The sequence below is a fragment of the Cupriavidus sp. 2TAF22 genome, assembly GCF_052115045.1.
Classification (GTDB): domain Bacteria; phylum Pseudomonadota; class Gammaproteobacteria; order Burkholderiales; family Burkholderiaceae; genus Cupriavidus.
Genome location: NZ_JBFRFX010000038.1, coordinates 14,999 through 37,991, shown reverse-complemented (window position 1 = coordinate 37,991; position 22,993 = coordinate 14,999). Strand labels below are relative to the sequence as shown.

19 protein-coding genes are annotated in these 22,993 nt (G+C 67.7%); 11 read left to right on the top strand and 8 right to left on the bottom strand.

Annotation, left to right across the window (positions count from 1 at the left end):
- Nucleotides 1–329 precede the first annotated feature (329 nt).
- Entirely contained in the window at nt 330–1,454 is a 1,125-nt protein-coding gene (locus AB4Z48_RS32070) for a helix-turn-helix transcriptional regulator (protein WP_441621497.1), read from the top strand.
- A 17-nt stretch (nt 1,455–1,471) separates the two neighbouring features.
- On the opposite strand, the gene AB4Z48_RS32065 is transcribed toward AB4Z48_RS32070, so the two are convergent.
- The 4 genes from AB4Z48_RS32065 to AB4Z48_RS32050 all read right to left on the bottom strand — a co-directional run bounded on the left by AB4Z48_RS32065 (nt 1,472) and on the right by AB4Z48_RS32050 (nt 7,034).
- Nucleotides 1,472–1,795, bottom strand: coding sequence for an AzlD domain-containing protein (locus AB4Z48_RS32065; RefSeq protein WP_441621495.1), 324 nt, complete (start codon nt 1,793–1,795; stop codon nt 1,472–1,474).
- Entirely contained in the window at nt 1,792–2,652 is an 861-nt protein-coding gene (locus tag AB4Z48_RS32060; protein WP_441621493.1) for an AzlC family ABC transporter permease, read from the bottom strand. The genes AB4Z48_RS32065 and AB4Z48_RS32060 overlap by 4 nt, the downstream gene beginning before the upstream one ends.
- Before the next feature lie 257 nt (nt 2,653–2,909).
- A complete protein-coding gene (locus AB4Z48_RS32055) occupies nt 2,910–3,932 on the bottom strand; it encodes a Bug family tripartite tricarboxylate transporter substrate binding protein (protein ID WP_441621491.1) in 1,023 nt (340 codons plus the stop codon).
- Nucleotides 3,933–4,115: 183 nt separating this feature from the next.
- Nucleotides 4,116–7,034, bottom strand: a complete 2,919-nt coding sequence (locus AB4Z48_RS32050; protein ID WP_441621536.1) for a DEAD/DEAH box helicase — start codon at nt 7,032–7,034, stop codon at nt 4,116–4,118.
- Nucleotides 7,035–8,113: 1,079 nt separating this feature from the next.
- On the opposite strand from AB4Z48_RS32050, the gene AB4Z48_RS32045 reads away from it, so the two are divergent.
- From AB4Z48_RS32045 to AB4Z48_RS32020, 6 genes are all read left to right on the top strand, one after another.
- On the top strand, nt 8,114–9,034 hold the full coding sequence (locus AB4Z48_RS32045; protein WP_441621489.1) for a branched-chain amino acid transaminase: 921 nt from the start codon (nt 8,114–8,116) through the stop codon (nt 9,032–9,034).
- Between the two features lie 157 nt (nt 9,035–9,191).
- Entirely contained in the window at nt 9,192–9,386 is a 195-nt protein-coding gene (locus AB4Z48_RS32040) for a zinc-finger domain-containing protein (protein WP_017228539.1), read from the top strand.
- 148 nt (nt 9,387–9,534) lie between these two features.
- Nucleotides 9,535–10,557 (top strand): lipopolysaccharide heptosyltransferase II, encoded by a 1,023-nt coding sequence (waaF, locus tag AB4Z48_RS32035; RefSeq protein ID WP_441621487.1) that lies wholly within the window; start codon nt 9,535–9,537, stop codon nt 10,555–10,557.
- A gap of 62 nt (nt 10,558–10,619) precedes the next feature.
- Nucleotides 10,620–11,060, top strand: coding sequence for a YybH family protein (locus AB4Z48_RS32030; RefSeq protein ID WP_441621485.1), 441 nt, complete (start codon nt 10,620–10,622; stop codon nt 11,058–11,060).
- Nucleotides 11,061–11,098: 38 nt separating this feature from the next.
- Nucleotides 11,099–12,109, top strand: coding sequence for a YheT family hydrolase (locus AB4Z48_RS32025; protein WP_441621483.1), 1,011 nt, complete (start codon nt 11,099–11,101; stop codon nt 12,107–12,109).
- A gap of 98 nt (nt 12,110–12,207) precedes the next feature.
- Nucleotides 12,208–12,801: a DUF2946 family protein gene (locus AB4Z48_RS32020; RefSeq protein WP_441621481.1), complete on the top strand. Its 594-nt coding sequence runs from the start codon at nt 12,208–12,210 to the stop codon at nt 12,799–12,801.
- A gap of 17 nt (nt 12,802–12,818) precedes the next feature.
- Here the strand turns inward: AB4Z48_RS32020 and AB4Z48_RS32015 are convergent, their stop codons facing one another.
- On the bottom strand, nt 12,819–14,498 hold the full coding sequence (locus tag AB4Z48_RS32015; protein WP_441621479.1) for a M48 family metalloprotease: 1,680 nt from the start codon (nt 14,496–14,498) through the stop codon (nt 12,819–12,821).
- A gap of 265 nt (nt 14,499–14,763) precedes the next feature.
- On the opposite strand from AB4Z48_RS32015, the gene moaC reads away from it, so the two are divergent.
- From moaC to AB4Z48_RS31995, 4 genes are all read left to right on the top strand, one after another.
- Nucleotides 14,764–15,243: a cyclic pyranopterin monophosphate synthase MoaC gene (gene moaC, locus AB4Z48_RS32010; RefSeq protein WP_441621477.1), complete on the top strand. Its 480-nt coding sequence runs from the start codon at nt 14,764–14,766 to the stop codon at nt 15,241–15,243.
- 206 nt (nt 15,244–15,449) lie between these two features.
- The gene (hmpA, locus tag AB4Z48_RS32005; protein WP_441621475.1) at nt 15,450–16,661 is read left to right on the top strand and encodes an NO-inducible flavohemoprotein; all 1,212 of its coding nucleotides are present in this window, start codon (nt 15,450–15,452) and stop codon (nt 16,659–16,661) included.
- Nucleotides 16,662–17,067: 406 nt separating this feature from the next.
- Nucleotides 17,068–17,538 (top strand): hypothetical protein, encoded by a 471-nt coding sequence (locus tag AB4Z48_RS32000; protein WP_441621474.1) that lies wholly within the window; start codon nt 17,068–17,070, stop codon nt 17,536–17,538.
- Between the two features lie 106 nt (nt 17,539–17,644).
- Nucleotides 17,645–18,178, top strand: coding sequence for a hypothetical protein (locus AB4Z48_RS31995; protein WP_441621473.1), 534 nt, complete (start codon nt 17,645–17,647; stop codon nt 18,176–18,178).
- Nucleotides 18,179–18,244: 66 nt separating this feature from the next.
- Here the strand turns inward: AB4Z48_RS31995 and AB4Z48_RS31990 are convergent, their stop codons facing one another.
- The 3 genes from AB4Z48_RS31990 to AB4Z48_RS31980 all read right to left on the bottom strand — a co-directional run bounded on the left by AB4Z48_RS31990 (nt 18,245) and on the right by AB4Z48_RS31980 (nt 22,683).
- Nucleotides 18,245–20,143 carry a Wzy polymerase domain-containing protein gene (locus AB4Z48_RS31990; protein ID WP_441621472.1) on the bottom strand — a complete coding sequence of 633 codons (1,899 nt, stop codon included), beginning with the start codon at nt 20,141–20,143 and terminating at the stop codon, nt 18,245–18,247.
- Nucleotides 20,144–20,277: 134 nt separating this feature from the next.
- Entirely contained in the window at nt 20,278–22,065 is a 1,788-nt protein-coding gene (locus AB4Z48_RS31985; RefSeq protein ID WP_441621470.1) for a Wzy polymerase domain-containing protein, read from the bottom strand.
- A 174-nt stretch (nt 22,066–22,239) separates the two neighbouring features.
- Entirely contained in the window at nt 22,240–22,683 is a 444-nt protein-coding gene (locus AB4Z48_RS31980; RefSeq protein ID WP_441621535.1) for a pilin, read from the bottom strand.
- Nucleotides 22,684–22,993: the final 310 nt, after the last annotated feature.

The window sequence follows — 22,993 nt, the reverse complement described above, 5'->3', positions numbered from 1 at the left end:
TCGGGGAAATTCGGCATTTTACCTGATCGCAACAGCCGATTTGCGCGTTTGCCCACCTTGCGCGCCATGCTCCGGGTTAGTCATCCGGCACATTTGGCCCCAAAGCTGCCGCTTCCTTGCAACGCACCCCCGCTAAGTGGGGTGAAACAATCCGCGCCTGTCTCGTACTCTGCGCAAAAGCGTGCAATGGGCAGAGAAGTTATGCTTGCACGAACATAGCCAGAGGCCTGCATTCAGACGGGACCCACGGCACTGTGCCGGGATGCACTTTCGGGAAAGGGCGCCGGCGCCACACGGCATACGCCGTTGTCGCGAAGCGAGGGGTAATCATGAATGAGGACATGCACCGGGCGATCCGTGGCTTGTACGAGGGGATTCTTGACGCGCAGGCCTGGCAGCGCAGCCTGCACACGCTGAGCAGCATGGCCGGCAGCGCGCACGCTTCGATGATCGTGCGCGACACCGATCGTGACCTGATGACGGTCAACGAGATGGTGCGCCCGGTACAGGAACTGTTCGCCGCCTACGAGAACGAGTTCCACGAGATCGATCCAGGCAAGCTGTTCGCGCACAAGCTGTCGCCCGGCCAGTGGTATATCGACGCGCGCGATTTCGGCGAAGGCTCGATGCGGCGCAGCCCGTTCTACCGCGATTTCTTCCACCGGTTCGACCTGTGCTCGTACGCTGCCTGCCTGGTCGAGCGGCAACCGCACTACGAAGTGTATTTCGCCCTGCAGCGCTCGTTCTCGCAAGGTGTGTTCACCGAGGCCGACACGCGCGCGCTTGACTGGGCCCTGCCCCATATACGCAGCGCCATGGCCCTGCGCGACCGCACCATCGGGCTGTCGGTGCAGGCGCAGTTGTCGGCGCAGGTCCTGGAGCAGATGTCGTTCGGCGTGATTGCGTTCTCGCCCGAGCGCCGCGTGCTCCTGAGCAACGGCATCGGCGAGCGCTGGGTGCGGCGCCTGGACCCCGCCGGCAAGACCAGCGATTGGCAGCTCTCGCGTGCGCTGGCCGACATGGTGGCCGCCGCCTGCGAGCCCGGCAGCCTGCTGCCGGCCCAGGCCGCGCAGGCGCGCCACGCCGACGGCAACACGGCGCAGGTGGTCGTGCTGCCGCTGCCGCCTTCGCACTTGTTCGCGCTGCCGTGGCAAAAGCCGGCCGCGCTGGTGGTGATCCACGAAGAGGCACCGTCGGCGCAGCACCTGCCGCTGCTGCTGCGCGACATCTACGCCCTGACGCCGGCCGAGATCCGGCTGGCGAGCCTGCTGGCCACCGGCATGGGACTGCCCGAAGCCAGCGAGCGCCTGCGCGTGCGGCATGAAACCGCCCGCAGCCAGCTCAAGGCGATATTCCTGAAGACCGGCACCAGCACGCAGGCGCGGCTGGCTCGGCTGCTGACCCAGCTGGGCGCGGCGCTGGCCCCGGCCAGCGAAGGCGACACCCCGGCCTGACGCGCCGCAGGCAAGGCCTACGCGAACAAGCGCAGCCCGGTGTACACCGCCATGCCCGCCACGATCATGCCGACCATGCGCCGCGTCAGCAGGTAGAACAACAGCGCCACGGCGCCGGCCACCAGCTTGTAGTTGGTCGGCGCCGCCGAGAAGTGCCCTTGCCAGGTCATCAGGTCCGGCAGGATGATCGCGGCCAGCGCGGCCGCCGGCGCATAGCGCAGCGCGCGCTGGATGCGGTCGGGCACGCTCACGTGCTCGCCCGCCATCAGGAACAGGGCGCGCGTGACGATGGTCACCACCGCCATGCCGAACAGTGCGATCCAGATCTCGAGATGGCTCATGCGCGGTCCTCCCGCGATGGCGCCGACGATTGTGCGGACGACTGCGCCGACGATTGCGCCGACGACTGCGCGGACGCGATCGCATGCTCCGCCTTGCGGCGGCGGATACCGCGCAGGGTGGCGCGCGCCGCCAGCTCATCGCTGGCCATGCCCGCGGCGATCGCGCCCACCACCGCCGCCACCAGGCCAAGCCGGTACGGCAGATCGAAGCACAGCAGCGCCAGCGTGGCCGCCACCGCGACCGCCAGCAATGTCGAGCGCGAACGGATGGTGGTCACCATCACCGGAATCAGCGCCATGGTGCCGGCCAGCCCCAGGCCCCAGCTATCCGGAAAGGCGCTCGCCAGCACGATGCCGATGATGGACGACACCTGCCACATGGCGAAATTGGTCAGCGCCATGCCCCAGAAGTAGCCTTCCTTGCCGGGCTCGCGGTCCGGCGTGGCATAGCGCTGCATGAAATAGACGAAGTGCAGGTCGCCGTTGAACGAACCCAGCACGGTGCGGCGCCACAGCGGCAGGTAGCTGAAATGCGGCTGCAGCCCCGCGCTGAAGATCACGAAGCGCAGGTTGACGATGGCCGCGGTGAGCCAGATCGTCCACAGCGGCAAACCCGCCGCAAACAGCGGCAGCACGGCCAGTTGCGCCGAACCCGCGTAGACCAGCAGCGACATGCCGATGGCCTCAGGCACGTTCATGACCGACTTGCTCATGGCCACGCCGGTCACCAGCCCCCAGGAAAACACCGCCGGCAGCGACGGCGCGAAATAGCGCGCACCTTCGATAAAACCCGAGCGTTCGGCCGGATCAAAACGCTGCCAGGCGCGCTGCAGGGCCTGGGGGGACTGGAAAGTCATGACTCAAGGGATCGGGATGGGGCGGCACCGGGGAAAAACGAAGCCAGCACAGATGCTGGCACTCCCGGCGCGCGGGCAAGCGGCCATTATAGGCCCTGCCCGCGCCATCGTAAGCATCCGCTTAACTCGAATTTTGCGTGCCGGGAACCAGATCTCCCGGTCTTGGCTGGTCTCGTCTTCAAAGCGCGAGAGCGCTCGCCAACGCCAACGCCAGCACAACCTCAAGCAATCAACGGATCAGCGGATCAGCGGATCAATCAGTCAATCGAAGCCCCCACGCTCTTCACTACCCCCGCCCACTTCTGCCGGTCCGCCTTCACCGTGTTGCGGAACTGGTCGACCGTCTCGACGCGCGGCGAATTCCCCGCTTCGATCAGCTTCTGCCGGATGGCGGGCGTTTCCAGCGCCACCTTGACCGCGTCGTTGAGCTTCTTGCTGATATTCGGATCCAGCCCCTTGGGCCCGAAGAAGCCGAACCAGATCGTGCTGTTGAAGCCCGGCAGGCCGCTCTCGCCGATGGTCGGCACTTCGGGGATCACCGCCACGCGGCTCTTGGTGGTCACACCCAGCAAGCGCACCTTGCCGGCACGGTACTGCGGCAGCACGCTCTGCACCTGGTTGAAGATGCAGCAGACTTCGCCCTTGAGCACGGCCTGCAGCGCGTCGGGGCCGCCCTTGTATGGCACGTGGACCATGTCCAGGCCGGCGCGCGCGTTGAATTCGGCGAAGGCCAGGTGGGTGCCGGTGCCATTGCCGGTGGAGGCGTAGTTGTACTTGCCCGGGCTGGCCTTGACCTTCTCGATGAACTCCTTGACCGACTTCACGTCGAGCACGGCGGGATTCACGGTCAGCACGTTGGACACTTCGACCAGCGGCGCCACCGGCGTGAAATCGGCTTCGGCGTCGAACGGCAGGCTCTTGTACAAGGCCGGGTTGATGCCGTGCGTGGCAGCGGTGCCGAGCAGCAGGGTGTAGCCGTCGGGCTTGGCGTGGGCCACCACTTCGGAGGCCACGTTGCCGCCGGCGCCGGGCCGGTAGTCGTAGATGATGGTGGTCTTGAGCGACTTCTGCAGCGATTCCTGCAGCGTCCGGCCCACCATGTCCACGCCCGAGCCCGCGGTGAAGCCCATCAGGATGGTGATGGGCTGGGCCGGCCATGCCGGGTCCTGGGCGCGGGCCGGCGCCGAGAGCGCGCAGATCGCCGCCAGCGCGCCAAGGCCGGCGGCCAGGCGCGAAGGGCGGGTACGGAAGGAAATGCGGCGGGAAGCAATGCGGAACATGGGGGGCACCGTCGGAAGTGGAAATGAATGTGGAGCTACGGCAAATGGGGCGTGCCGGCCGGGGTCTGCCGCCCCGGGCCAAGCCAGCAAGATACCAATGATCCGCCGCATCACCAACGATCCAGTTCGCTTGACGGTATGCCATGTTGGTATAAGCAGACATGGCGCGCCGCCCGCGGGCAGCTAGCTGCGCAGCAGCCCCACCAGCTCGTCGATGTCGGGCAGCGGCGCCGCGGTCCCGGCCAGGCCTGCCCCGCCGTCTTCCCCCGCCTCCAGGATGCCGTCGGCCAGCGCGCGCTTGCCGTGATGCAGCGCGAGGATGCGCTCCTCGATGGTGCCGGCGCTGATCAGGCGGTACACCGTGACCGGGCGCTGCTGGCCGATGCGGTGGGCGCGGCCCATGGCCTGGTCTTCGGCGGCCGGGTTCCACCACGGGTCGGCGATGATCACGTAGTCGGCCGCGGTCAGGTTGAGGCCGAAGCCGCCGGCTTTCAGGCTGATCAGGAAGACATCGCCCTCGCCGGCCTGGAAGGCGGCCACGCGCCGGGTGCGCTCCGCCGCGGGGGTCGCGCCGTCGAGGTATTGCCAGGCCAGCCCGGCCTGGTCCAGGCCGCGGCGCAGCACCTGCAGGAAATCGACGAACTGGCTGAACACCAGCGTCTTGTGGCCGTTGGCGGCCAGCTCGCCGGCCAGCTGCACGAAGGCGCGCAGCTTGGCGCCCTCCTGCCCGGGATCCAGCTCGGGCGTGACCAGGCGCGCGTCGCAGGCCGCGCGGCGCAGCCGCATGAGCTGCGCCAGCACGTGGATGCGAGCCTCGGGGGCGGGCTGGCCTTGCCTGGTCCGGCGTGCCGGCGCGGCCACGGCGGCCTCGGCTGCGGCCAGCGCCTGGCGGCGCAGCGCTTCGTAGTGCGCGGCTTCCACCGCGTCGGGCTCGACGCGCAGGACCAGCTCGGTGCGCGGCGGCAGTTCGTCGAGCACCTGGGCCTTGGTCCGGCGCAGCACGAAGGGCGCGATCATGCGGCGCAGGCGCTGGGCGGCTTCGCGCACGCCGTTGCGCTCGATGGGCACGGCGAAGTGTTCGTTGAAGCGGACCAGCGAGCCGAGCAGCCCCGGGTTGCAGAACCGCATGATCGACCACAGCTCGGCCAGCCGGTTCTCGACCGGCGTGCCGGACAGCGCCATGCGGAACCCGGCCTTGAGCTCGAAGATCGCCTGCGAGCGCTTGGTGGCGGCGTTCTTGAAGGACTGCGCCTCGTCGGCGACGATCGTGTGCCACTCGCGCTCGCAGAACGCTTCGCGCGCCTGCAGCAGCAGGGTGTAGGACACGATCACCACATCGAAGGCGCCCGCCTGCCCGAGCAGCGCCGCGCGCTCGCCTTCGGCATAGATATGCACGCGCAGCGTCGGCGCGAAGCGGCGCGCCTCCTCGGCCCAGTTGCCGCACACGGAGGTCGGGGCGATCACCAGCGCCGCGCCGCCGGGCGCGCGCGCCAGCATCACCGCCAGCGCCTGCAGGGTCTTGCCCAGGCCCATGTCGTCGGCCAGGCAGGCGCCGAAGCCAGCCTCGGCCAGCGACATGGCCCAGCGATAGCCGTCTTCCTGGTAGGGCCGCAGCTCGGCCGCCAGGTTGGCGGGCAGCGCGGCCCGGCTGGCGCGCGCGCCGCGCAGGCGCCGCACGCGCTCGCGGAAATGGCTGTCGGGGTCGACCCCGGCGCCGGCCAGCACATCATCCAGCCAGGGCGCGGCCATGAGCGGCACGCGGATGCCGTCGGGCGCGCCGTGCGCCACGCTGGCGAGGTCGCGCAGCCGGGCGTGCAGGCTGCGCGTGAGCGCCACGTAGACCCCCTGCCCCATCGGCATGAAGCGCCCGGCGTGGCTGCCGGCCCAGGCCAGCAGTTCGCCCAGCTGCGCCACCAGCCCCTCGGCCACCTTGAGCTCGCCGACCAGCTTGAACCATTCGCTTTCGGTTTCGATATGCACCGCCAGCCGGGCGATGTCCGCGCTGGCCACCTTCAGCTCCTTGCCCCGGGGCCACTCCAGGGCCAGCACGCCGGCCAGGCCGGGCAGCGCCTCCACCACGGACAACGCCTCCTCGGGATCGGCCAGGGCCCAGTCGTACTCGCCGCTCTCCGGCGCGCGCGGCACCAGGAACGGCAGCGCATCGAACACCTCGGCCACGTTGGCAAGCTCCGCGGCCAGGTCGCGCTGGGTGGCGAGCGTCTCGCCCTGGACCGCGGCCATGAGACGTTCGCGTCCGCTGCCCGGCGCCAGCCGCGGGCCGAGCGGCCCGAGCGGCGTCACCGCCAGGCGCAGCGCCAGGCCTTCGCCCAGCGGCGCCAGTTCGGCGCGCAGGCGGCTCTCGGTCTCGAGCTCGCGCGTGCCGCCGCCATGGTCGGAATGCACCTGGAAATGGCCCGACAGCGCGCGCAGCGTGGCATCGAGCTGGCCTTGCGCCTCGGCCGGCACTGCCAGTCCGCCGGCGATCAGCTGCGCCGCGCCTTGCTGCGCCGGCGTCAGGCGGATCACGCGCAGGCGCTGCGAGCCTTCGCGCAGCACGGTGACCTGGCGCAGCGCTTGGGCATCGGCGCGGCTGCCGGCGGGCAGGAAGCTGTCCATGGCCGGCGCCTCGCGCAACGGCGGAGAGATGCGCAGCACGTAGCGCGCGCCTTCGCGCACCACCTCCAGCGTGGGGGCGCCTTCCACCACTTCCAGCGTCTGCTCGGGGGCCTGCGCCAGCACCACGCCCGGATGGCCGACCAGGGCCAGCATGGCGGCGGCGCGGTCGAGCACATGGCGGCGGCGGTAGGACTGGTCGCGCCGGATCGCGCGCRCCACGCGGGCGTCCCACGGTTCGAGCCGGTCGTCTTCCGCCAGCTTGGCCAGCGGCAGCGGGCGCGGCTTGTTCCAGCCGCGCGGCCCGCGCAGCTGCTCGAGCGGCTCGATCGCGCCGACGGCGCCGTCGGCGTCCAGCGTGACCGCCCACAGCAGCCGGCTGGCGCTGGCGCCGTCGGGCGCGCGCGTGTCGCCGGCCAGCGCCTGCAGCGCGTCGAGCGCCAGCCGCCAGCTTTCGCGTCGCTGGCCGGCGAAGAAGTGCTCAGGCACGGGTTCGCCGGCCGCCAGTGCCACCGCGCCCTCCAGTTGCCCATCCAGCCAATGCAGGCCACAGGCCTGCAGGCGGCCCCGCAGGCCTGCGATGGCCTCGGCGCGGGCGGCTTCGGGCTGGCGGCGCCCGCTGGCCGGCACCCCATCGCCCAGCCAGGCGCGCAGCAGCACGCGCCAGAACTGCGCCAGTGGCGGGACGTCCGGATGCAGGACGAAGGCGGCTTCGTCCAGCCGCGCGTCGCCGCGCTGCGCGTCCAGGGCGTGCACCCACAAGCCCCAGCGCCCTGCCGCCGTGGGCGCGCGCGCGCCCGATTCCGCCTGGCAGAACTTGCGGGCCCGCTCGAGATGCGCGGGCGAGCGCTGCGCCAGCAGGGACAGCGGGTAGAACGGTGCCAGCGTGGCATCCATCAGGCCCGTGCGTTCCCCGGATCCGGCCCGCAGCTGCTTGAGCGCAGCCTCGAAACCGGCCTGGGCAGCGGGCCAGTCGCCTTCCTGCACGCGGGCAAGCGCGCGCCGTGCCGTCTCGTCCCCGCCCGCGTTGCCGGCCTGCAGCAGCGCCAGCGCCCCCGTGACATCGCCCGCGTAGAGTTGCCCCATGGCCAGCGCGCCGCGGACAGGGGCCGGCACCGCCGGCGCATCCGCGCGTGCGCGGGACAGCGCGTAGTCCAGGCAGGGCCGCATCCGTGGGTCCCAGTCGTGGTGGAGGGACGCCAGCGCATGCAACACGATGCGCCAGCGGTAGTCCGGCGCCACGCGGTCGAGCAACTGCGCGTCGCCGGCGTCCAGCATGGCGTCCACCAGCGCTTCGGCCTGGCCGGCGCTGTCGCCGAACCGCGCCAGCAACGGCTCGATCACGGACTGCGCCGCGCCGGAAAAGAGGGCCTCGCGCAGCTGGCCGGCAAGCGGGCTGGTGCGTAGGTCGGCAAAGCGGGACGTAGGCGGCAGGGGCACGGGCGGGGCGGCGGCGGACACAATGTGACGATTTTAAGCCCCGCCGGCCCCGTGCCCGCGTTGGCACGTGGGGTCCCGGGGTTTACAATGTCGCTTTTGCATGGCTGACGGCGCACACGGAGCAAACCATGTCGATGGCGGATCGCGACGGAAAAATCTGGATGGACGGCAAGTTGATCGAATGGCGTGACGCCAAGATCCACGTGCTCACCCATACCCTGCACTACGGCATGGGCGTGTTCGAGGGCGTGCGCGCCTACAAGACGCCGGCCGGCACCGCGATCTTCCGTCTCAAGGAACATACCCGCCGCCTGTTCAACTCGGCCAAGATCTTCCAGATGGCGATGCCTTTCGACGCGGCCACGCTGGAAGCGGCGCAGCTCGAAGTGGTCAAGGCCAACCAGCTCGAGTCCTGCTATATCCGCCCGCTGGTGTGGATCGGCTCGGAAAAGCTGGGCGTCTCGGCCAGGGGCAACACCATCCACGTGGCGATCGCCGCGTGGCCGTGGGGCGCATACCTGGGCGAAGAAGGCCTGGAGCGCGGCATCCGCGTCAAGACGTCTTCGTTCACCCGCCACCACGTCAATGTGTCGATGGTGAGGGCCAAGGCCAGCGGCTACTACATCAACTCGATCCTGGCCAACCAGGAAGCCACCAGCCTCGGCTATGACGAAGCGCTGCTGCTAGACACCGAAGGCTACGTCAGCGAAGGCTCCGGCGAGAACGTGTTCGTGGTGCGCGACGGCGTGATCTACACCCCCGACCTGGCTTCCTGCCTGGACGGCATCACGCGCGACGCCATCCTCACCATCGCCGGCGACCTGGGCATCCCGGTGCGCGAAAAGCGCATCACGCGCGACGAGGTCTACTGCGCCGACGAAGCGTTCTTCACCGGCACCGCCGCCGAGGTCACGCCGATCCGCGAGCTGGACGACCGCCTCATCGGCGAAGGCCGCCGCGGCCCGGTGACCAAGCGCGTGCAGGACGCGTTCTTCGCCGCCGTGGGCGGCACCAGCGAGCAGTACAAGCACTGGCTGACGCTGGTCTGAACGTGACCACGCCGAGGCGCAACACTGAGTCGAATCACCCAGTCACCGAATTACCGAAGCTGACCTGTTCACCGGGCTCCCGTCCGGTCCACGCAACGGACCGGACGGGGAAACGGATTCCAGTTCCACACAAGACCAAAACCATCCCCGCAACACCATGACGCAAACCGCCTCCGTAATCGAAATCGGCGCAGAAGACCTTCCGCTGCACTGCCCCACCGGCAACACGCCCGCGTGGAACTACCATCCGCGCGTCTTCCTCGACGTGACGGACACCGGCGAAGTGAAGTGCCCGTATTGCGGCACCGTCTACAAGCTCAAGGCAGGCACCGTCATCAAGGGTCACCACTGACACGCGCCACGCCTGACCGCGCCGACTCGACGCTCCGGCCCGCCAGCAGGCGCGCCGGAGCGTCGGCGTGCGCGGCGCGCGTGGAACGCAAGGCCCGCACCGTCCGCACCACCCGTATCACGCCCCTTTATCCGGCAGCGCTCCATCCATGAAAAAAGCCCTCGTCATCGCCCCCAACTGGATCGGCGACGCCCTGATGGCGCAGCCGCTCTTCTCGCTCATGAAAGCGCGCCATCCGCGCCTGCTCATCGACGCCCTCGCCCCCAAGTGGGTGGCGCCGGTGCTGGCGCGCATGCCCGAGATCAACCAGGTTTTCCCCAGCGAACTGGCGCACGGCAAGCTGCAGCTGTCGGCGCGGCTGATGTTCGCGCAGCAGCTCAAGAACGAAGGCTATGACGCAGCCTACGTGCTGCCCAACTCGCTCAAGTCGGCATTGATCCCCTGGCTGGCCGGCATCCCGCTGCGCATCGGCTACCGCGGCGAAGCGCGCTTCGGCATGCTCAATATCCGCCACGCCAACCCGCCGCGCGACCAGCGCCCGCCAATGGTCGAGCACTATGCGCGGCTGGCGCTCAAGCCCGGCGCGCGCCTGCCCGAGCACCTGCCCGAGCCGCGCCTGCGCACCGATCCCGCGCGCATGGCCAAGACCGCCGAGCGTTTCGGCATCCCGCCGCAGACGCGCCTGATCGCCTTCTGCCCGGGCGCGGAGTTCGGCCCGGCCAAGCGCTGGCCGGCGGCGCATTTCGCGGAGCTGGCGCAGATGCTCAAGCGCTCGTTCCCGTACGCGCAGATGATCACGCTGGGCTCGCCCAAGGACGCGGAGATCGCCGCCGAGATCGTCAAGGGCGCGCCCTTCGTGCGCAACCTGTGCGGCCAGACCTCGCTGGACGATGCCGTGGACCTGCTCGCGCTTTCCGAAGGCGCGGTGTGCAACGATTCCGGCCTGATGCACGTCACCGCGGCGCTGAACCGGCCCCAGGTGGCGGTGTTCGGCTCCAGTGACCCGCGCCATACCCCCCCGCTGTCGCAGGCTGCTAGTATCATGTGGCTGCAGCTCGAATGCAGTCCGTGCTTCAAACGCGAGTGCCCCCTGGGTCACCTGCGCTGCCTGAAAGATATCGAACCCGAAATGGTGTTCGTGGAGCTGCGCAAGCTCCTGCACCGCGCCTGACGCACCAAGCGCCGGCCCGCAGTTCGTGTCAATCCGGCCAACGAATCCTGAGTCCAGTCACCATGCCTCGTTTTGCCCGCCTGTTCGATTCCGCCGAAGACATTGTCGAAGCCTTTCGCGAAGCCATGAAACTGCGCGATGCGGATGGCTCGCTGCGCCTGTGGCTGGATGAGGACTCGGTCACCTGCGTGATGCCGGACGGCCAGCGCCTGATCGGCCACGAGCAGTTGCGCCAGGCCTTCGCCCAGCTGCTCGAGCTGCAGCCGGTGCTGATCGACGTGATCGAGACCAGCAGCCATGCCTCGCTCGGCGTGGCCATCTTCGACGTGACCGAGGCGCTGCGCTTCGGCGACGACCGCGTCGAGGCGGACCTCTACGTGCACACCACCTACGTGCTGATGCAGAACCACGAGGGCTGGCGCCTCGCGCATATCCACTGCAGCCCGGCCAACGCCGCCCAGGTCGCCGCCGTCAGCACGGCGCCGGGCCAGGCTCTGCATTAGTGGATTGCCGGACTGGCGCACGAGATACCCAACGCAGCATGACCGCATTCGGCAGCGGTCGCCGCATGCCCTGGTGGCTGTCCGGCGGCCACACCCAGACCATCATCCCCGCGCGCTTTACCCGGCGCCCGCGCACGGCCTTCAGGCGCGAACGCTGGACGGCGCCCGACAGCGACTTCATCGACCTCGACTGGACCACCCACGCGGTCACGCCGGATACGCCGCTGCTGGTCATGTTCCACGGCCTGGAAGGCAACTCGGAGAGCCACTACGCGCAGACCATGATGCATGCGCTGGCCGCGCGCGGCTGGCAGGGCGTGGTCCCGCATTTCCGCGGCTGCTCTGGCGAGCTGAACCTGGCGCCGCGCTTCTACCACTCCGGTGACGCGCAGGAGATCCGCTGGATCCTGGAGCGGCTGCACCGGGAGTACTGCGCGCACGGGCGCAAGCTGCTGGTAGTGGGCATCTCGCTGGGCGGCAACGCGCTGCTGCGCTACCTGGGCGAGGAAGGGGGCGGTGCGCGCTTCGTCAGCGCGGCGGCATCGGTCTCGGCGCCGCTGGACCTGGCCGGCGGCGGCGCGGCGCTCTCGCAGGGGTTCAACATGCTCTATACGCGCATGTTCCTGCAGACGCTCAAGCGCAAGTCGCAGGAGAAGCTGCGCCAGTATCCCGGCCTGTTCGACCGCACCGCCATGCTTGCCAGCCGCGACCTGTACGCCTTCGACAATATCGTGACGGCCCCGCTGCATGGCTTTCGCGATACCGACGATTACTGGAAGCGCGCTTCCAGCAAGCCAGTGCTCGGCGCCATCGCCGTGCCGACCCTGGTGCTCAATGCGCGCAACGATCCCTTCCTGCCGGCGCGCCACCTGCCCGGCCCCGCCCAGGTCAGCCCGCAAGTCCGGCTGGAGCAGCCGGAACACGGCGGTCACGTCGGTTTCATGACGCCGCGCGAAGATCTGCTGCGGGCGTTGCCCGTGCTGCCGTATGCCGGCCATATCGAGTGGCTGCCGGCGCGCATCCTGCAGTATTTCGACTCGGTCGCATAGGCTATCGGCGCTAGCGGCGCTAGCGGCGGCGCCGGGCGCGGCGAGATTCACCGGCGGGAAGGCCTGCTCCAGGGCTTCCCGCACAGGAGACAGCAACAATGGACGAGACAGTCAAGCAAGCCATGGCCCGCTGGCCCAACGTACCTAACTGCTACGGCTGGCTGGCGCTGGACCGGCGCGGGCAATGGCGCATGCGCAATGAGTATGCCCAGCAGAACGGCCTGTCGGGCGACCCGATCCGGCACCCGGCGCTGGTGGCCTTTATCGAGCGCAACTACCAGCACGACGAGCGCGGCGCCTGGCATTTCCAGAACGGACCGCAGCGCGTATTCGTTGCGCTGGCCTACGCGCCATGGATCGTGCGGCTGCACGAAGGACGGCTGCACACCACCACGGGGCGCGCCTTCACCCTGCGCGGCTGCCATGCGGACGAACACGGCAACGTGGTCCTGGCAGGCGAGATCGACGGGCAAGCAGGTGGCGGCGTCACCGCCGCGTTGTTGCACGACCATGATCTCGACGCGTTTAGCAGCGCCTGCACCTGGCATGGCGAGGCGTGCGGCGGCAATCTCGGCGTGTCCCATTTCCACGGCACCGATGTGCCGATCGAGCCGATCATCGAGGACGAAGTGCCGTCGCGCTACGGTTTCGTGCGGCAGCCCGCGCCGCCCGCAGGCGAAAACGCAGCCTGAGCCAGGGGCGCGGGCCGCTAGTTCGGCATGCCCTTGTTGTCCTGCTTTTCCTCGCGATACTGGCGTTCGAGCTGGTGCAGGCGCGCATCGACCTCCGACAGCGTGTAGAAATCCCCGTCGCCGGCCTTGCGCGCGATCTGCAATTGTTCGATGGCGGCCTGGTAGGCGCCGTCGACCGCGTACTTCTCGGCCAGCGCCTGGTGCTGCTGCACGCGCCGGCCCTGGGCCGCATAGGCCCGCGCCAGCATGTCCCACCATTCCGAGCGCGAGAGATCCTCGCGCGTGCGTTCGCGCAGGAAGGCCACCGCCTGGTCCAGGCGCCCCGCGCCCAGCAGGGTCGCCGCGTAGCTCACCGCCACCGCGTGCGATAGCGGGAAGGCCTTCATCGACGCCACCGCCTGGTTCAGCGCTTCCTGGGGCCGGCCCTGGCCGCGCGCCAGTTCGATCGCCATCACGTCGAGCATGGGGCTGCCCGAGGTCGCGCCGGGGATATTGCCGTAGAGCCGGCGCGCTTCGGCCAGCGACTGCTCGGCCGCGGCAAGGCGGCCCAGGCGCTGCTCGGCGAAGGCGATGCCGTAGTACAGCGCCGGCGTGCGCGCCGGCGAGGCCCCGGCCAGCTGCGCTTGCAGCGCGGTGCGGGCGTTCTGCACGTCGCTCGGCGTGGTTTCCTGGATGATGCGGGCGCGCATGCGCGCGAATTCGTATTCTGGCGTGCTGGCGACGCGGCGCACCGCCACATGGCTGACGCGGTCCTGCATGTCGGCGATACGCTCCGAGGTCAGCGGGTGGGTACGCACATAGGCAGGCACCGAGCTTTCCGAGATGCCCATCACCCGCTGCAGGCGCTTGAAGAAGTCCGGCATGCCCTGCGGATCGAAGCCGGCCGCGGTCATGATCTGGAAGCCGACGCGGTCGGCCTCGCGCTCGGCGCCGCGCGAGAACGACAGCTGGTTGGCCACCGCCGCGGCCTGCCCGCCCACTGCCAGCGCCGACGCCGCGTCGCCGCTCTTGGTGGCGGCCAGGCCCGCCAGCACCATCGATGCCAGCGCGATCCACATCGACTGGTCCTGCGAGGTGATGCCGCGCGCGATATGGCGCTGCATCACGTGGCCGATTTCGTGGCCGAGCACCGAGGCCAGTTCCGACTCCGTGTCCGACTGCACCAGCAGGCCGGAATGCACGCCGATATACCCGCCCGGCAGCGCGAAGGCGTTGATGCTGCGGTCACGCACCGCGAACAGCTCGAAGCCGGTGGCAAAGGTGCCCGACCCCGTCGAGCCCGAGATGTTCTGCCGGCGCGCCGCCTGCACCAGCCGGTAGCCGAGCGCGTTCAGGTAGTCGGCCAGCAGCGGGTCCACCACATAGTCCGGATCGCGCCGGATGTCGCGCATGATGCGCTCGCCCAGGCGCCGTTCCATGTCGGGCGTGAGCGAGGCGGTGGAGGGATCGCCAAGATCCGGCAACTGCACGCCACTGGTTTCCACCACCGTGTTATTGGTACGCAACCCGAACTCGGATTTCTGGCCCGCCTTCACGCTGCGGTTCAGGTTGTCGTAGACCTGGTCGCTGCCGTCTGCGCCGCCCGCGGCATCCGCGGCGGTGCGCGCGGGATCGTTCAGCAACTGGCGCTGCTGCGGCCAGGCGGGCAGTGCCATGGTCAGCGCCAGCAGCGCCGCAAGCGAGCGGCGCACGAGCATCGGAGGGACCAGGAAAGCGGCGGGTCCGCCATGCCGCATGCGAGCCTCGGGCGAGTCCGGGCTTGCCTGTCGGGCGGGCGAGGAGAGCGCTCCGCGGAGCGTTGAATTCTTGCGCATCTTGCTATGATAGCGGCCTCTGGAAGCCATTCCCATCGGGCATCCCCGGGCTTGGCCCGGGCCCTGCCAGACGTTGAGCCCGCGGGCGCGGCGAAGCATCCGTGCCGTGCCGTTTTTTCCGCAACTCCCCTCGATTCCCGTCCACGCCATGAGCCAGCTCACCCATTTCGATTCCGCCGGACAAGCCCATATGGTCGACGTCGGCACCAAGGCGCACAGCCACCGCGTGGCCATCGCCACTGGCGCCATCACCATGCTGCCGGCAACCTTCGCGTTGGTGCGCGACGGCACCGCCAAGAAGGGCGACGTGCTGGGCATTGCGCGCGTGGCCGCCATCATGGCCACCAAGCGCACCTCCGACCTGATCCCCCTGTGCCATCCGCTGGCGCTCACCAAGGTTGCGGTGGACTTTGCGCTGGACCAGGCCGCCGCCACCGTGCGCTGCACCGTGCGCGCCGAGACCCACGGCCAGACCGGCGTGGAAATGGAAGCGCTGACCGGCGTCCAGGTCGCGCTGCTGACCATCTACGACATGTGCAAGGCAGTGGACCGGGGGATGGTGATGGGGGATGTGAAGTTGCTGGAGAAGCATGGGGGGAAGTCGGGGGACTGGGTGGCAACCCCGTGATCTAAAAATGGTCTTCGGCCTTGGGGGAATCCGAAGTGTTTGCGTTTCTGCCTGCGTATCGAACGGCGACTCCCCGCATTGGCTCCTCGCGTTGACTCCTCACTTAGGCGAACCGTCGAATCGCGAAAGCAGAAGTCACAAGGCAAGCCGCCGTCTAGACTTGATCCAGCTGACGAGTCCACCACCGCGCCCAAAGGAGACCGGCTATGTTGACGCAGAAGACAAAAGACATCGTGAAGGCAACTGCGCCGGTGCTGGCCGAACATGGCTCCGCCATCGTAAAGCGCTTCTATGAACGCATGCTCGGCGCGCATCCCGAGCTGAAGAATGTGTTCAACATGGCGCATCAGGAGCAGGGGCAGCAGCAGGAAGCACTCGCGCGCGCGGTCTACGCGTATGCCGAGAATATCGAGGATCCGAGCAGCCTGGCGGCAGTGCTGAAAAACATTGCCAACAAGCATGCGAGCCTGGGCGTCAGGCCTGAGCAGTATCCGATTGTCGGGGAGCATCTGCTGGCGGCCATCAAGGAGGTACTAGGCGGCGCCGCGACGGAAGAGATTATCTCCGCATGGGCACAGGCTTACGGGAACCTTGCAGACGTGCTGATGGGCATGGAAAGCGAGCTGTACGAGCGGTCCGCGGAGGAACCCGGGGGCTGGACCGGCGGGCGTACCTTTGTCGTTCGCGAGAAGCGGCCCGAAAGCAGCGTGATCACGTCGTTCATCCTCGAGCCCAAGGATGGCGGCCCCGTGTTGAACTTCGAACCCGGTCAATACATCAGCATCGCAGTCGACGTGCCTGCGCTCGGTGTGCGGCAGATTCGCCAGTACAGTCTGTCGGATATGCCAAACGGGCGCAGCTATCGAATCTCGGTGAAGCGTGAAGGCGGCGGTACGAACCCTCCGGGGCATGTGTCGTGCCTCTTGCATGATCATGTCAAGGTTGGAGACGAGGTTCAGCTGGCAGCGCCGTATGGCACCTTCCATATCGATGTCGATGCCAGGACCCCGATCGTCCTGATCAGCGGTGGCGTGGGGCTGACGCCCATGATCAGCATGCTCAAAAGGGCAATACAAGACCCGCAGCGGCAAGTGGTATTCGTGCATGGCGCGCGCAACAGCGGGGTACACGCCATGCGTGACCGGCTGCGTGAAACCGCCAAGACGTATGCCAATCTCGATGTGATCGTGTTCTACGACGACCCGCTGCCGCAGGATGTTGCTGGCCGGGACTACGATTACGCAGGGCTTGTCGATGTCAAGGCGATCAAGGATGCGATCCTGCTGCCCGATGCCGACTATTACATCTGCGGGCCGATCCCCTTTATGCGCATGCAGCATGACGCGCTGAAAGAGCTGGGAATCCAGGAGCCGCATATTCACTACGAAGTGTTTGGGCCAGACCTGTTCGCCGAATAGGAGGCAATAGGAGGAAGTAGCAGGAAGCCGGCCGGAACCATTTGCGCGGTGCCGTCCGGCAGCGCCGTGGCCTGTCGGACATTCCCGCGGCAATGCGTGAAGTTCCATCAGCATGGTGGCAACTCGGCGGACCGGGCGCGGCAGGAACCCAAGCCCACCCGGCGGGCGCCACGGGAGCGCGCCGCCCGCCGGGGTATCGAGGCCGTCCCTCGCCAGCGTCCGCGATTCGTGTCGCGACCGACATGATCTGGCGCCCATGCGTATTCCGCTGTAACAAGCGTAACGCGGCATTTCGCCAGCCGTGGGGCGCGCGCCGCCTGGGGCAAATTGGTATTCAATGCAGTTTAGGGGGCGCCAATGCGCCGCCGGCGGGGTGTCGTCCCGCGATCATCCATGGGTGAGCAACATGAACGGGCGTAGGTTTGGCCAGCTTCTGCTGGTGGTGGCAGCGCTGGCGGTCAGCGGGACCGCCCTGGCGGGAGGGGGTGGCGGCCATGGCGGCGGCGGGCACGGCGGCGGTGGATGGCACGGCGGCGGTGGATGGCATGGCGGCGGATGGCATGGCGGATGGCACGGCAGCGTGGGCGTCGTGATCGGTCCCGGTTTCGGCTATGGCTATGGTTATGGCTGGGGCTACCCCTATCCGTACTACGCGCCCGGCTACTACTATCCGCCCGTAGTCGCGGCACCGTCGGGGCCGCCGCAATATATCGAGCAGGGCCAGGATGGCCCGGTCGACATGGGCGGCCCGGCAGCCGCGGCGCCCGCTCCCGCGCAGGCGTTCTGGTATCACTGCGGCCGGCCGGATGGCTATTACCCGTATATCAAGGCCTGCCCGGGCGGGTGGGAGAAGGTACCGGCCCAGCCACCGGCCTGAGCGCGCGCAGAGAACGCGTACCCGTGCGCTCGCGGCATCGCCTTGCGGCCGCGTGCGACGGTTTTCTTGACTGACGATTTGCTGACCGAGGTACCGAGGTGCAGAGATGAAAACGTTGATCCGTCCAGCTTTGGCCAAACGCCCCGTCTTGCTGGCCCTGCCTTTGGCCGCCCTGGTGCTGGCCGGCTGCGCCGTGATGCCCAGTGGCCCCAGCGTGATGGTGCTGCCGGGCACGGGCAAGAACTTCGACCAGTTCCGCGCCGACGACTATGGTTGCCGCCAGTTCGCCTTCGGGCAGGTCGGCGGCGTGACCGCCAACCAGGCCGCCACCACCAGCGCGGTCGGCAGCGCCGCGGTGGGCACGGCGCTGGGCGCGGCGGCGGGCGCGGCCTTCAACGGCGGAGCGGGCGCGGCGGTAGGTGCGGGCGTGGGCCTGCTGACCGGCGCCGCGGTTGGTGCGGGCAACGCGCAATATGCCGGCTATGGCAGCCAGCGCCAGTACGACGCGGCCTATGTGCAATGCATGTACGCCAGCGGCCACCGCGTGCCGGTCTATGGCCAGATGGTGTCGTCGGCCCCGCGGCCGGCAGCGCCGACCTACTACTATCCGCCTCCGCCCCCGGGCTACGTTCCGCAGTAGCGACCGGCCAGCCAGTCCCGCATCCCGTGCCCGCGCAGGCCTGATGCCGCGCGGCGCGGGATGTGTCTATTCGGGGTCGTCCTCCGCATCGTCCTGGGCATCGTGCGCCTGCCCATGCCCGGGCATCGCCTGGCTGCGCGACTGCACCCAGTCGCAGAACGCCTGCGGCCGCGCGGCCGCGTCCACCTCGGAACAGGCGTGGGCCAGTTCGGCAAACTGGTGCGCTTCGTCACCGGCATAGTAGAAACGCAGGCGCTCCAGCCAGGCGCGGCCCTGCGCGGGATCGCCGGTCAGCGCCAGCAGCCAGGCGGTGCGCGCGATCATCGTCGGCGTGGGCAGCAGGTGTACGGCGGCGATATGCGGCCCGAGCAGCCGCGCCGCGTTCGCCGGCGTGATGACCGCATCCTCGGCGGCGTCGGAAGCGGCGGCCTGGCGGAACCAGCGCTGCGGCATCGGCAGCGCGGCGCGGCGCTCGGCGCGGGCATATTCGCGCGCCTCGGCGCGGCGGAAGTCCTGCCACATGGTCGTGAGGACAACGGCCGCCACGCCCGCATACACGAGCCCGGCCAGCACGGCGGCCGCGCGCGGCAAACGCATGCGGCCGAAGCCGGACGGCTCCAGCCAGGCCAGCATGAAACAGAACGGCAGCAGGAAGTACAGGTAATGCAGCGGATACTCCAGCATGGAATGCGCGCACAGCATCGCCAGCCAGGTCAGCACCAGGACCGTCTGCGCCCGCTCCTTCGCGTCGCCGCGCCAAAGGCGACGGTACGCAACGCGCCATAGCCAGGCCAGCAGCGACAACATCACGCCGGCCGTCCCGACCAGGCCGGTCTTGGCCAGCAGGTCCAGCAAGGCGTTGTGGGCATGGAGGGACATCTCCACCTTCACGCCCACCTGCTCCATCTGGGCAAACTGCGCCCAGCCGAACTCACCCCAGCTCACGCCCAGCCACGGATGCGAGCGGAACATGGCCCACGCGTGGGTCCACATCGCGCCCCGCCACGACAACTGGTCCGCGCCCTGCAGTTGCGCCACCGTATCGAACAGCCGCCAGCCCATTGCCTGTCCCGCACTCTTGATCGCGGGCTGGAGGATCAGCAGCGTCACCACCATCGCCACGGCGGCAAACACGAGTCCCGCGGGACGGCGCATCGGATTGTTGCCGCCCGGACGCGCACGCCGCATCATGCCGCCGCCTGCGCCCTGCCCGCGCGCCATCCACGCCATCACCAGCGCGTAAGCCGCGGCCAGCCCCACGTGCAGCACCCCGGTGCGCGAACCGGACAGCACGATGCCACTCACCAGCAGCACCGCCGCGGCCAGCCAGGCCGGCGCCCGCAAGCGGCCGCGCGCCGCCAGCCACACCGCCGCCGCCAGCGCCAGGCCCTCGACCGTGGCCTGGTGATTGGGCTGGTTCAGATTGCCCCACAGGCGGCGGTTGTCGTCATAGAAGTAGGTGGATACCAGCCCCACTGTGTCGGGCTCCAGCCCGAACACCTGGACCCACTGCGCCACGGCGCCCAGCAGTCCCGCCACCAGCCACGCGATGGCCAGCGTATCGACCATTGCCTGCCGCTCGGCCGATGATGCGGTCCGCCCCTGTCGCCACGCCGCCCACATCACAGCCGCTGCAAGCGCGAGCACCAGTTCCGTCACCAGGCGGCTGCCGGACACATCTTCCATGCCGGCGAGCCCCTGCACGATGCCGGTAGCGATCAGCCAGAGGGGGAAGAGGAGGATCCAGGGAAGCTGGGCTGGCCCCGCCTGGTAACCATAGCCGTAACCGGCGGCTTGCCGGGGCGTTACGGCGCCCAGAATGATGACGGCGACGGCGAACAGCAGCGCGGAAGTCCATTCGCCGTAGAAGGTGGCGAGCGGAAGCGTATGCCGGGAAACCAGCAGCGGCACGACGAGCGTGGCGGCGAGGAAGCTGAGGGGAATGGCTGACCGGGAGGACAGCATGCGGGATGCCTTGTGATGCCGGTTGGCAAAAGGCGGATGATAGCTTGGGGGGCGGGAAAAGAAAAAGCGCCCGGAGGCGCTTTTTCTTGAGGATGTAGGGCGGGGATGCAAATCAGGGGAATGATCCGTTTTGCTCAACTGCCCGCGGCCACCACCTCGGCATGCACTTTTGGCTCTCCATAGAGGCTGAGCAACTGCGACTTGAATCCACTCAGCAGGGATTTTTGGTTATCGCACATGGCGATCAGCCACGCATAGTGCGCATCGAATTCCGTGCCCGAAAGATTCCTGAGGCGCTTGACCTGTAGAAGCGCCTCCTCCGGCCGACGGTCCAGCGCGAGAAGGACTGTGTAGCGGCGGATGTACTTGGGTGAAGCAGCCACGTCCAAGGCGCTCTCGTGAAGGGCGATCTTTTCCCGGAGCATATCTGTGGTCAGAGGAATTCCGCCAACGAGCCCGCGCTGTCCCCAGTCGCCGAAGATCAGTGACGGATTCAGCGTGTAGTTCCTGGCAGCCTGGCCCTCGTAAACAGCCCTCGCATTCTGATAGTCGAAACCACCCGCGACAAGCCCGAACAGCACGCCGCCGAGCGAAAACAGACTCAGGACTGACAGAAGCCTGCCGGAGGCGCTTTGCCAAACCGAGGTTTCCGCCATGCCAAGCAGCAGGCAAACCGGCAACAGGAAAAAGGCATAGGTTTGCGGGAATTCCAGCATGGCATGCACCGCGACCACCGTAACCATGGTGAGGCAATAGATACGTTGCGAAGCCTCGCGGCCTGCGCGCACGGCTTGCGCGCAACGCCAGGCCCACAGGACGCATGGCACCAGCACGGCAAGCGCCCCCGCAATGCCTGTCTTGGCAAGCAGATCCAGCACGATATTGTGCGCATTATCGGCAACGACGACAGGTCCGAGACGATCAGCAATGAGATATTGCGCCCGCATATACTCGCCCCAGCCAACCCCAAGCAGCGGATGCTCGCGCGCAATTTCCAGCGCATAGCGCCATAGCGCGAGACGCGGCGACACGTGCAACTCTCTCGCCAGGCGTTCGGTAGTCGAGGCCAGATGAAGTTCAAGGGATTGATTGAGCAAAGACACGAGCGCCATCGCCGCAATCAGTACCAGAAGCGGCAAGGCCCCCAGGACCGCCGCACGCACCCAGTCGGCTCTCCCCGGCCTGCCTCTCGTGGCCGAAAGCGCCGTTGCGGCGGCGCCTGCGCCAACCACGACGGCCTGCAGTATCGGGGTGCGCGATACGGTCAGCGCGATGCCAATGCTCAGCACGACAAGCGAGGCCCCTAAGGTGGCCCTGCCGATCAGGCGCCCGCACCACAGGTAAAGCGCGCTGGCCACGGCCAGCGCAGCGAGGGTGGCAAGATGGTTTGCCTGCAGGAGGTTGGCGAAAGGCCTGCGCCCCTCTTCAAAGGGCAATGCGACAACCCACGGCGCGAGGTACCGCTCCAGGCCAAAAGCCTGCATCCAAGCCATGCCGCTGGAGATGATGCCACCAATCACGCACCCAACTGCACAGACATGCAGGATCAGTTCCGCTCGCCGCCGGTCCAGGGACAGCCAGCATCCGGCCTGGATCGTCAGTGCGGCAGCGATGCAAAAGAAGATCGCCAGATAAGAGGCCACGGGCCGCTCGAGCCGAATCGCCGCCAGTTGGACAATCAACACGGCGGCAAAGGCAATTGGTGCCACGGCGACAGCGGCCACCCTGGAAGCCCCTCCACGACCTGCCTCCATAGAGAATGCAAGCAGACAAATGGTCATTGCCGCAGCAATGGCCAGCGACTCGGCATAGAAGGATGGAATCGGAAGGGGATGTGGCGCTATCAGGTATGGGACCGTCCACAGGGCGAACGTCATCACCAGCGTAATCGAGAGGCGCAGCGGCCCAGATCTGGCTTTCACGGCATTGGTTCCGATGTCAGGAAAACAGCTCTCACGCGCGCCACAGGCTGCACCGGAGAAGACTGAGGCGCAGAGTTTGCACACTCCCTGGATCCATAAAAAAAGGCGCCCTGAGGCGCCTTTCCTTCACCTGCCGCGCATTGCGTAATCGCGGCGCGGCAGGAGATGCAGCAATTACTTGCAATAATTCGCGGCGAAGCAGGTATCGGTACCGGCGACATGAGCCCACTTGAGAACACCGTTGTCAATTACCGGCGAAACCGCAAAAACATAACCACCGGCCGCGGCCGTGCCAGTCGCCGTCACGACGCCGTCTGTAACAGTCAATGCCTGAACGTTACCGGGCAGCGTAGTCGGAATCTGCGGAATACCATTGGAGTTAGCACTGCAGCCCGTCGCGCTGCTGGTTTCCTGGACGCAGACACCCACAGCGGTCTTGTACGACTCCGCAGTATTGATGACTTCGGAGAACTTCGCCTTTTGCGTGTATTGCTGATATTGCGGAATCGCAATCGCAGCCAGGATACCGATGATCGCCACAACGATCATCAGTTCGATCAGGGTGAAACCCTTCTGGACACGGCGGCCCAGTTTCTTCAGTTGAACCCGTTTTTGCATGATTGACCCCTCGAAGGAATTTTGGATACAGATAGAAACATTTTGTTTCATGTGATGCTGTAAATCCTTTAGCACTTAGCGTGCCAGCGCCGCAAACCCCGGTGGCTTCGTCGGCGAGTGACAATTTTCGCCACTTCGGAGTGTTCCGAGCCTTGATACGGCGCAAATTTTGTCACTTAAGATGACGCGGACAGTCAGTAAACACAAAATCCTGTTTAACTCTGTGCGAAACCGCACTGAATTCCCGGGCCGCGGCGGTGCGGCGGAAAACGAAACGGGTGGCCCCTGGGCCACCCGTCCGGTAGTGCAG

Bases quoted from the DNA above. Each gene is read 5' to 3' on its own strand.
- AB4Z48_RS32030 (WP_441621485.1), top strand. From the start codon at position 10,620: ATGCCTCGTTTTGCCCGCCTGTTCGATTCCGCCGAAGACATTGTCGAA.
- hmpA (WP_441621475.1), top strand. From the start codon at position 15,450: ATGTTGACGCAGAAGACAAAAGACATCGTGAAGGCAACTGCGCCGGTG.
- AB4Z48_RS31990 (WP_441621472.1), bottom strand. From the start codon at position 20,143: ATGCTGTCCTCCCGGTCAGCCATTCCCCTCAGCTTCCTCGCCGCCACG.
- AB4Z48_RS32015 (WP_441621479.1), bottom strand. From the start codon at position 14,498: ATGCTCGTGCGCCGCTCGCTTGCGGCGCTGCTGGCGCTGACCATGGCA.
- moaC (WP_441621477.1), top strand. From the start codon at position 14,764: ATGAGCCAGCTCACCCATTTCGATTCCGCCGGACAAGCCCATATGGTC.
- AB4Z48_RS31980 (WP_441621535.1), bottom strand. From the start codon at position 22,683: ATGCAAAAACGGGTTCAACTGAAGAAACTGGGCCGCCGTGTCCAGAAG.
- AB4Z48_RS32040 (WP_017228539.1), top strand. From the start codon at position 9,192: ATGACGCAAACCGCCTCCGTAATCGAAATCGGCGCAGAAGACCTTCCG.
- AB4Z48_RS31995 (WP_441621473.1), top strand. From the start codon at position 17,645: ATGAAAACGTTGATCCGTCCAGCTTTGGCCAAACGCCCCGTCTTGCTG.
- AB4Z48_RS32045 (WP_441621489.1), top strand. From the start codon at position 8,114: ATGTCGATGGCGGATCGCGACGGAAAAATCTGGATGGACGGCAAGTTG.
- AB4Z48_RS32000 (WP_441621474.1), top strand. From the start codon at position 17,068: ATGAACGGGCGTAGGTTTGGCCAGCTTCTGCTGGTGGTGGCAGCGCTG.
- AB4Z48_RS32060 (WP_441621493.1), bottom strand. From the start codon at position 2,652: ATGACTTTCCAGTCCCCCCAGGCCCTGCAGCGCGCCTGGCAGCGTTTT.
- waaF (WP_441621487.1), top strand. From the start codon at position 9,535: ATGAAAAAAGCCCTCGTCATCGCCCCCAACTGGATCGGCGACGCCCTG.
- AB4Z48_RS32025 (WP_441621483.1), top strand. From the start codon at position 11,099: ATGACCGCATTCGGCAGCGGTCGCCGCATGCCCTGGTGGCTGTCCGGC.
- AB4Z48_RS32065 (WP_441621495.1), bottom strand. From the start codon at position 1,795: ATGAGCCATCTCGAGATCTGGATCGCACTGTTCGGCATGGCGGTGGTG.
- AB4Z48_RS32070 (WP_441621497.1), top strand. From the start codon at position 330: ATGAATGAGGACATGCACCGGGCGATCCGTGGCTTGTACGAGGGGATT.
- AB4Z48_RS32055 (WP_441621491.1), bottom strand. From the start codon at position 3,932: ATGTTCCGCATTGCTTCCCGCCGCATTTCCTTCCGTACCCGCCCTTCG.
- AB4Z48_RS32020 (WP_441621481.1), top strand. From the start codon at position 12,208: ATGGACGAGACAGTCAAGCAAGCCATGGCCCGCTGGCCCAACGTACCT.